This window comes from Priestia sp. KCTC 13724 (assembly GCF_056820425.1).
Map to the genome: position 1 here is coordinate 51849 of NZ_JBXDLD010000156.1, position 8679 is coordinate 60527.

The following is an 8679-nucleotide window of genomic DNA, read 5'->3' on the forward strand; positions in this document are numbered from 1 at the left end:
GTTTATTAAGGTGGAGAAAGAAATGGAAAAAATAAAAGTTGGAGTTATTGGGACAGGGTTTATTGGACCTACTCATATTGAGGCTATCAGAAGACTCGGTTTTGTAGAAGTAGTTGGATTAGCAGAACATGGTCAGGAAGTAGCAGAAAAAAAAGCGGTTGAACTTGGAATTCCGAAAGCTTATGGGGATTATCGTGACATGTTAAAAGACAGTGATATTCAAGTTGTTCATAACTGTACACCTAATCATCTTCACTTTCAAATTAATAAAGAAATTATTCAAGCAGGTAAACATGTGTTATCGGAAAAACCATTAGCTATGTCTAGTGAAGAGGCTGCCGAGCTATTGAAATTAGCTAAAGAGCACCAGGTCGTACATGGCGTAAACTTTAACTACCGCCAATTTCCGATTGTAAAACAATTAGAAACGATGATCAGAAACGGTGAGTTAGGGAAAGTCAACTTAGTACACGGAAGTTATTTACAAGACTGGTTATTGTTCGAAACAGACTTTAATTGGCGTTTAGCTCCCGAAGTCGGAGGGAAATCACGAGCGGTAGCAGATATCGGTTCTCATTGGTGTGATACAGTTCAATATGTAACAGGTAAAAAAATCGTCGAAGTTTTTGCTGATCTAGCAACTGTTATACCGGTAAGAAAAAAATCTACTTCTCAAGGATCTACTTTTGGGGGACAAAAAGGACAAGAAGAAGCATATGAAGATGTTCCGATTAACACAGAAGACTATGCATCTGTTCTTGTACGTTTTGAAGACGGGGTAAAAGGCTTATTTACTGTGTCTCAAGTAAGTGCAGGGCGAAAAAATAGGCTAAGCTTTGAAATCGCTTGCAGTCAAAATTCTGCTTTTTGGAATCAAGAAGAGCCAGAAAAGCTGTGGATTGGCTATCGAGATCAACCAAATCAAACTCTTCTTGCAGATCCTACTTTATTTAATCCTGAAGCAAAATCGTCCATTCATCATCCGGGGGGCCATAATGAAGGTTGGCCAGACGCATTAAAAAATGGATTGTTGAATTTCTATACCTTTATTCGAGAAGGTAAAAATCCTTTAAGTGATAAAGCCACTTTCGCGACATTTGAAGATGGACATATGTCCATGTGCATTACCGACGCCATTTTAGCAAGTCATGAACAACAAAAATGGATGAAAGTGAAGGTAAAGCAGGAGGTACGTGCATGAAATTAGGGGTGTTTACAGTTCTTTATCAAAATTTACCTTTTGAAGAGATGCTGGACAAACTATGTGAAATGGGTGTAGAGGCCGTTGAATTGGGCACAGGCAATTATCCAGGAAACAGTCATTGTAATCCCGATGAATTACTAGAGAACCCAGAGAAATTAAAAAGATTTCAAGTTGCCCTTACAAGTAGAGGACTTACAATAAGTAGTCTAAGTTGTCATGGCAATTTACTGCACCCAAATAAGATGGTTGCCAAAAAGGCTCATGATGTGTGGAGAAAAACAGTTTTATTAGCTGAACGTTTAGAAGTGCCGGTGATTAATGGATTTTCTGGGTGCCCGGGTGACCACCCAGGTGCCAAAAATCCGAACTGGGTAACCTGTTCTTGGCCGCCGGAATATACGGAAATCCTAGATTGGCAGGGGAATGAAGTAGTCATTCCTTACTGGAAAGAGGAAGTGAAATTTGCAGAGTTACACGGTATCCATCAAATTGCGCTTGAAATGCACCCGGGGTTTGTTGTGTATAACCCTGAAACTCTCTTGAAATTAAGAGAGCATGCTGGGCCAAGTATTGGAGCTAATTTTGATCCAAGCCATTTGATTTGGCAAGGGATTAATCCAGTAGAAGCCATTAAAAAACTTGGTCGAGAAGAGGCTATTTTTCATTTTCATGCAAAAGATACGTATTTGGATCAGGCAAATATTAGTGTTAATGGAGTATTAGATACAAAACATTACAGTGATACTTTGAATCGTTCGTGGACATTTAGATCCGTAGGATATGGGCAAAACGAAAAAGTATGGAAAGATATGGTGAGTGCGCTTCGTGCGGTAGGATATGACTATGTGATATCCATTGAACATGAAGATATGCTAGCTTCGTTAGATGAAGGATTAAGTAAGGCCATCTCTTTATTAAAAGGCGCACAATTTAAAGAACAATTAACTGAAATGTGGTGGGCGTAACAGTATATTTCCTATGTAGTTAATGATAAATACCTGATTGGGTATTTATCATTAACCATTGAAGAGAACCATCTAATGAGTAAATGTGACTATCAGCATTGTTAAATATATAATTTTGAGGTGATTAAAATGAATGCGATTTCAAAAAGAGAGCAAAACACCAAAGGTATTCCATCAGCTATGATTTGGGGCTATATCGCAACTCTAATTTTTATGGTAGGAGATGGTCTCGAACATGGTTGGCTTTCACCGTATCTTATTGAACAGGGCTTAACTGTTCAACAATCTTCTACTCTCTTTGCAGCATACGGAGCTATATTAGCAATCGCCTCCTACTTTTCGGGTGTCCTTACAGAAGCATGGGGACCAAGAAAGGTTATGATAGCAGGCTTGGTTATCTGGTTAATAGGTCAAATTCTTTTTATTGAATATGGTCTAAAAACGCATAATTATGCAGTTATGTTACCGACTTATGCTATTCGAGGATTTGGTTATCCTTTATTTTGCTATTCGTTTTTAGTTTGGATTACCTATCGCAGTCCTGACCGTATTTTAGCTACGGCAATAGGTCTATTTTGGGCAGCATGGAGTGGCGGTCTTTATGTTGTTGGAAGTTATTTTCCAGCTTATATGATTCCGAAAATCGGATATATCGGATTAATGTGGAGTGCGGTCGTATGGGTGTTAATCGGTGGGATAATTGGAGTTGTTGTTGTAAAAGGCCAAGTACATGAACGTGAGGGTAACGGAAAGGAAAAATTGAAAAGTTTACTCAGTGGACTAACTATTTGTATTGAAAAGCCAAAAATCGCAATAGGAGGAGTTGTTCGTATAATAAACTCGACCGGCGTAGGTGCTCTTCCAATCTTTTTCCCTCTATACTTGTCCTCTGAATATGGATACAGTACAGAAGAATGGTTACAAGTATGGGGAACTATGTGGGTGGCCAATATCTCTTTTAACTTAGTCATTCCCTATATCAGTGACAAATGGTTAGGTTGGCGAAAAACAATTATGTGGATTGGCAGTGTCGGTTGCGGTGTAATGACTCTGGTTATGCTTTATACTCCTCAAGTGTTCGGGCATAATTTTTGGGCATTAACTGTGGTAGGCATATTTTTTTGGAATCGTTCTATGTGGTTATGTACCACTCTCTGCTCTAGTAAGTTCACTAGCACCTGAAAAGAAAGGCTCAGCTATGGCTATTGTAAGTTTTGGGGCTGGAATGTCTTACTTTATTGCACCTGCAATTGTAGGAACATTCATTGGTAGCATAGGTGTACACGGAGTCATGTGGATATTTGCTGGTTTGTATTTTGTTAGTGCTATTTTGATGGTATTTATGAAATTACCAGGTGAAGAAAAACAAAACAAGAGCAGTTATTCATCTGCGAAACAAGTCGGTTGAAAGTAAGGACAATCAATATGGCAGACAAGCTTTTATACTGTTTTAACGAAGTACTTAAGTGGTAGATATCATATAACAAACATAATAAAAAAGTCCTTGAAATTCAAATAATTTCATGGATTTTTTTATTTTCCTAATGGACAAGTTAACAGGTAAATTCTTTAGAGATGTTAGCAATGCATGAGGTATTTTATACTCCCAGTTAAAGAATCTCTGCCTAAAGTGTATGAATCGAATGAGATAATTGCAGAAATAAAGTATCCATCGTATTAAGGTTGTTCATATGCAAAATTAATAAATAACTCTTCTTTCTTAGCTCTTCTGCTCTAATTCTTAGTCAGTGATTTCCTCCACATTTAATGAAGCAATTACCTATTTGCTCTTGTAGAGTAAAGCCCTCTTTTTTGATGTGTTTCTTCTATGTACGGAAATGCCGGTATTATAAGCGATGTGAACGAGAAGTACTTAAAAGTAAAATTTAAAATAATTGTAGGGGTTTGCGATTTTATATGAATGGGGATGAGCCGCGGAAATTGAACGGAAGCAAGCCCATTTTGACATCATTGTTAATAATAAATAACAAAATGATGTTTTAAAGATTCACCAAAAGACCGCAAAGTTTCTTTAGAATGTCTGCGGTCTTTTGGTTATTACATTCTTAGGACTATGTTTTATTCAAGATTGGCATGTCTGCCATACATCTTATTGGTATCTAATCCCTTTTTCTCCATGAATCTCAAGATGACGGCATCATAAAAAAGTAAAAGAGTCTGCTCAAATAGTGAGTCGTCTGCATCTTAGGATTAACCTGCTGTAACCGTTTGTTCTTTGATCATTTGTTGCATTTTGGCAGCAGCAGCTTTTATATCAGCTTGTCCAGTAATCCCGCCACCTACAATGACAAGGTCTGGTTGTACTTTGATGACTTCTGGAAGTGTATTTAATTTAATACCACCTGCGATTGCAGTTTTAGCATTTTTTACAACACCTTTGATGGTTTGTAAATCTTCAAAAGAGTTCTTTCCAACTGCTTGAAGATCATAACCAGTATGAACACAAATATAATCAACGCCCATAGCGTCTACTTCTTTTGCACGTCCAGCAAGGTCTTTTACAGCAATCATATCAACAAGGATTTTTTTACCTTGTTTCTTCGCTTCTTCAACAGCACCTTTGATTGACATATCTTCAGCAGCTCCAAGAATAGTGATGATATCTGCACCTGCTTCAGAAGCTTTCATCACTTCATATCCAGCAGCATCCATAATTTTCAGGTCTGCTAATACTTTTAAGTTAGGAAATGCTTCTTTTACTGCCTTTACAGCATGAAGACCTTCATTGATTACAACCGGCGTACCGATTTCAACGATATCAATATATTCCTCTACTTGTTTTACCAGCTCAATTGCTTCTGGGATGTTGACTAAATCTAATGCTAATTGTAATTCCATCTATGTTCCACTCCTCATCATTTTTTTAATGTGTTGCCCAGTAGTAATAATGCCCATTGCTCACTTTCATTTCTCATGGCAACTGTAACCAATGCTCTTGTTAACAATGGTACAATGTTAGTATAGTATGTATATTAAAAATGTGAAAGTACGCACTTTATTTTTACATAGTGTTAAAAAGTATACTATGTTTATTCTATTTATAGAAGTGGAGGTGAAACAAATGTCACGTATGCAGGACAAAATGTTTATAGGTCGCTTATACTACCGAAAGCAAATCCTTCTAAATAATAAAGCTTAATATATGCTTATATTAGGTAGCCACAGTATATCCCCATTATAAACCAATTCGCAAAGGTTTGATAAATGCCTGTGCAAACGAAAAGAGCAAAGAGTCAGCAGTAAGCAAAAATATTACAACGAGTCGTGACCTCAAGGATATTCCTTTATTTATCATGAATCGATAAAACTATTTTTAAAATAATGACTCTAAGGAAATTTTGAAAGATCCTCGTAAATAACGAAGATCTTTTTATTTTCAATCCTCTAACTGAAAACCTCACAACACCATATAGTATATAAAAGTATACTAAGTGAATTTTTAAACATTATATAATAAAAAAGTGCGTACTTTTAATTATTTGTCGTAAATATTATACTAACATCAATGCTGCAACCAATTTTTTTAAGCGACAATTGTTAAGATGAAAAGGCACATATACATTAGGCCTTTTAACAGGGGATTGAAGAATTCTCCTTTGTATTTTGAAAATAAGATCGGATTTAAGATAAATCTAATCTTTATAAACTGTAACAATATAAAATACAGTTGTTAGGTAGAAGTTATACAGCATTATTCAAGATAGATCATCTATTAATGAATGAAGAAAGGATGGTCCACAACGGAATCGAGTATGAGATGATGGCTGCGATTGGCGAAGGATTTGAAGTACTGGAGACAAGTGAGTTTGATTTTGGCTATGAAAAAGTGGCAAGAGAGTATGGAATAACAGTTCAGTCATTCGTTCATGGCTCAGCGACTTAACAGAACGTGCATTTTCTAAAGATGCAAACTTAGAACAAATTAAAGAAACCATTCATTCTTCAGGAGAAGGAAAGTGGAAACGGCCTTGGATCTGCAGGCAGCCACTTCGGTGATCGCCATGTCTCTTTTGATGCGCTACCGTTCTTTAAATCATGACACCTTTACGGGGAAAGTGGTTGCTGCCCTTCGGAATGAGTTTGGTGGACGTGCAGTTGAAAAAAAGCGATTAAGTTAATATGAGATGGATTTTAGTAAACAAGATGATTAAATATTAAAAGAATTCGCAAGGTGAAAAAGGGAGTGAAATCATGAACGTAATGGATGCAAAAAGGTTTCTAGAAAGTTACTTACGTGTTCTCTTTAGAAAAACGAAGACATTAAAATAACTAATGAAATGGAAGTGGGATAGAATAAAATTCCACTTCCTAAAATAATTTTGCATATCAATCAGCCTTTAAATAACAACAAAACTAACTATATTTGATTTATTAGCTAAATAGCACCACCCATCTCTTACCGTAGGAATGGGTGGCTTAGGTCATATGGCTGTTAAAATCGCAAGCGCTATGAGAGCAGAAGTTACCGTACTGTCACAAACCTTAAACAAACAAGAAGACGGTTTAAACTTTGGTGCGAAAGATTATTACGCTACAAACGATCCTCAAACGTACGATGAATTCTGATTTTTATAGGTAATACCTAATTTCTAAAATACTTTTTTAGCCATTTCATCCTTTGATTTCGTGATTAGTAATTCTAATTAACATTAGGGGAGTTTAATTTTGAGAAGAAAACATCATGTTGATAATAAAATAAATTAAGTTGACACTGTATTAGTGTTTTGACTACTATACGTATGTTCACTTTATTGTTAAGTCAGAGAAAACAGGAGAGCAGTGAGATGAAGCAGGTAACGGAATTAACCACTATTGAAATGGTAGACGAGTTTATCACTAGCAATGAACTAAGCTTTTTGTACGTATTTACACCAGAATGTAGTACGTGTCATGCGATATTTCCAAAGCTAAGAGAGGTATTGGAACACTATCCGCAAATTAATTTAGGTCGTGTTGACGCGACACAGGTGGAAGCAGTAGCAGAACGCTTTTTGATTTTAGCAGCCCCAATTTTACTTTTGATGATTAATGGAAAAGAGTATGTGCGAGCTGATCGATTTGTTCGTTTTGAATTATTGGATGAAAAGCTAAGTAGAATTTACAAGATGTACAAGCGGTAATAGTGGATAATGATAAAATCATTTAAAGCAGCCAATAAGTAGGCTGTTTTTTATTTTATAAAAAAGACAATACATTTGACAATTTTCGAATAGGGTCATAGTATAGCACTGAATTTGCGTTAGGGAAAAATATTAGACAAGGGGAAATATATATGTGTGAATCTAAAAAAACTTGTTGAGACAAGGGTTAAAAGGAGACGTGATAAAAATTACTTCTTTGTTATTAGAAGGAACGATGAGGAGAAGGCTGTTGGATTTAGGTTTTGTACCAGGTGCCTTCGTAGAAGTGGTCAAAAAAAGTCCGCTTGGAGATCCGATTGCGTTTCGCGTTAGTCAAACCACCATTGCGCTTAGAAGAGAAGAAAGTAGATTAATTGAGGGGGATTTAGTTCATCATGGGTAGCTTATATCGTATTGCTTTAGCAGGAAACTCAAACACCGGAAAAAGCACGCTATTTAACGCATTGACAGGATTAAGACAGCATACGGGGAACTGGGACGGGAAAACCGTTTCAATGGCAGAGGGAACTTTTACACATAAAGATAAGTCGTACTGTATTTCAAACGGCTAAGCTAATGGGCTGGGTGTAAAGAAAATAACTATTTAAAGAAAAGCAGGTGCTATGTCACCTGTTTTTCTTTAAATTATATGTTAACTTATTTTTATTTTCAGTTTACATAAATGGTGGATTGTTATAAACTATTTTCATAATCTTGGAAAGGAGATGAGGCATTGAAGACGAGTAAAACAAAAGAAATGATGCTGATGGCGATGCTTGCCGTATTAATTGCGGTGAGCGGAATGTTTAAAATTCCGTCACCTTTCGTTGGAACAGAGTTTCAGCTTTCGGCTCCCATTGCTATCGTCATTGCAGCTACGTTTGGGTTTAAACGTTATTTTTGTGCAGGCATTGTAGCAAGTATTATTAGTCTACTATTAGGAACCCATACGCTTATTCATGTTTTAGTTGCCATGATCTTTCGGTTAGTAGCTGGAGGAATCATTGGCTTATTTGGTACGGCTTTAGTCGTTGTTATGGTAGCTGGACCTTTAGGGACAATCGCTGCACGCTACGTATTAGCGGCAATTATGGACGTTGATGTGACGGTTTTGCTGCTTGCTGCTTTGCCAGGGATGGTTTTTACAGCCATTTCATCAGGTATTATGTATCCCATTATAAAAAGAAACACGAGTGTTGATTATCCAAAATTAGACAGACTTATCCCTTGGAATGTGACGTAGTTTTTCAAAAAAGTGCTCATTTCAGATTGCCAATCAATGGGTAAATTGTTTCCGACCAGTTGCCGTTGGAACGTGACAAACGATACGGTTTTAAATACTTGTCTTTCTGATGTTTTAGTATAAAGC

8 protein-coding genes and 4 pseudogenes are annotated in these 8679 nt (G+C 36.6%); 10 read left to right on the forward strand and 2 right to left on the reverse strand.

The genetic code is table 11. The features are described from left to right. Window positions 1-22 precede the first annotated feature (22 nt). The 4 genes from AC1UFB_RS17450 (at window position 23) to AC1UFB_RS17465 (ending at window position 3577) form a co-directional block, all read left to right on the forward strand. A complete protein-coding gene (locus AC1UFB_RS17450) occupies window positions 23-1201 on the forward strand; it encodes a Gfo/Idh/MocA family protein (RefSeq protein WP_482589567.1) in 1179 nt (392 codons plus the stop codon). Then, window positions 1198-2169: a sugar phosphate isomerase/epimerase family protein gene (locus AC1UFB_RS17455; RefSeq protein ID WP_482589569.1), complete on the forward strand. Its 972-nt coding sequence runs from the start codon at window positions 1198-1200 to the stop codon at window positions 2167-2169. The genes AC1UFB_RS17450 and AC1UFB_RS17455 overlap by 4 nt, the downstream gene beginning before the upstream one ends. 129 nt (window positions 2170-2298) lie before the next feature. Next, window positions 2299-3351 carry an MFS transporter gene (locus tag AC1UFB_RS17460; protein ID WP_482589571.1) on the forward strand — a complete coding sequence of 351 codons (1053 nt, stop codon included), beginning with the start codon at window positions 2299-2301 and terminating at the stop codon, window positions 3349-3351. Further along, entirely contained in the window at window positions 3296-3577 is a 282-nt protein-coding gene (locus AC1UFB_RS17465; RefSeq protein ID WP_482589577.1) for an MFS transporter, read from the forward strand. Before AC1UFB_RS17460 ends, AC1UFB_RS17465 begins: the two co-directional genes overlap by 56 nt. Before the next feature lie 671 nt (window positions 3578-4248). Here the strand turns inward: AC1UFB_RS17465 and AC1UFB_RS17470 are convergent. Both AC1UFB_RS17470 and hxlA read right to left on the reverse strand, forming a co-directional pair. Continuing rightward, a pseudogene (locus tag AC1UFB_RS17470) lies at window positions 4249-4362 on the reverse strand (6-phospho-3-hexuloisomerase); the annotation flags it as partial. Between the two features lie 18 nt (window positions 4363-4380). Continuing rightward, window positions 4381-5028 carry a 3-hexulose-6-phosphate synthase gene (hxlA, locus tag AC1UFB_RS17475; RefSeq protein ID WP_100347912.1) on the reverse strand — a complete coding sequence of 216 codons (648 nt, stop codon included), beginning with the start codon at window positions 5026-5028 and terminating at the stop codon, window positions 4381-4383. An 889-nt stretch (window positions 5029-5917) separates the two neighbouring features. Between hxlA and AC1UFB_RS17480 the strand changes: the two are divergent. The 6 genes and pseudogenes from AC1UFB_RS17480 to AC1UFB_RS17505 form a co-directional block, all read left to right on the forward strand. Then, window positions 5918-6308: pseudogene (locus tag AC1UFB_RS17480) on the forward strand (phosphogluconate dehydrogenase (NAD(+)-dependent, decarboxylating)); the annotation flags it as partial. A gap of 283 nt (window positions 6309-6591) precedes the next feature. Further along, a pseudogene (locus AC1UFB_RS17485) lies at window positions 6592-6750 on the forward strand (alcohol dehydrogenase); the annotation flags it as partial. A gap of 224 nt (window positions 6751-6974) precedes the next feature. Beyond that, window positions 6975-7310, forward strand: coding sequence for a thioredoxin family protein (locus tag AC1UFB_RS17490; RefSeq protein ID WP_025909764.1), 336 nt, complete (start codon window positions 6975-6977; stop codon window positions 7308-7310). Between the two features lie 172 nt (window positions 7311-7482). Next, window positions 7483-7713, forward strand: coding sequence for a FeoA family protein (locus AC1UFB_RS17495; protein ID WP_482589573.1), 231 nt, complete (start codon window positions 7483-7485; stop codon window positions 7711-7713). Beyond that, window positions 7706-7870, forward strand: a pseudogene (locus tag AC1UFB_RS17500) (FeoB small GTPase domain-containing protein); the annotation flags it as partial. The gene AC1UFB_RS17495 and the pseudogene AC1UFB_RS17500, both read left to right, overlap by 8 nt. Window positions 7871-8043: 173 nt before the next feature. Continuing rightward, window positions 8044-8553 carry a hypothetical protein gene (locus tag AC1UFB_RS17505; protein ID WP_482589575.1) on the forward strand — a complete coding sequence of 170 codons (510 nt, stop codon included), beginning with the start codon at window positions 8044-8046 and terminating at the stop codon, window positions 8551-8553. The last annotated feature ends 126 nt before the right edge of the window (window positions 8554-8679 follow it).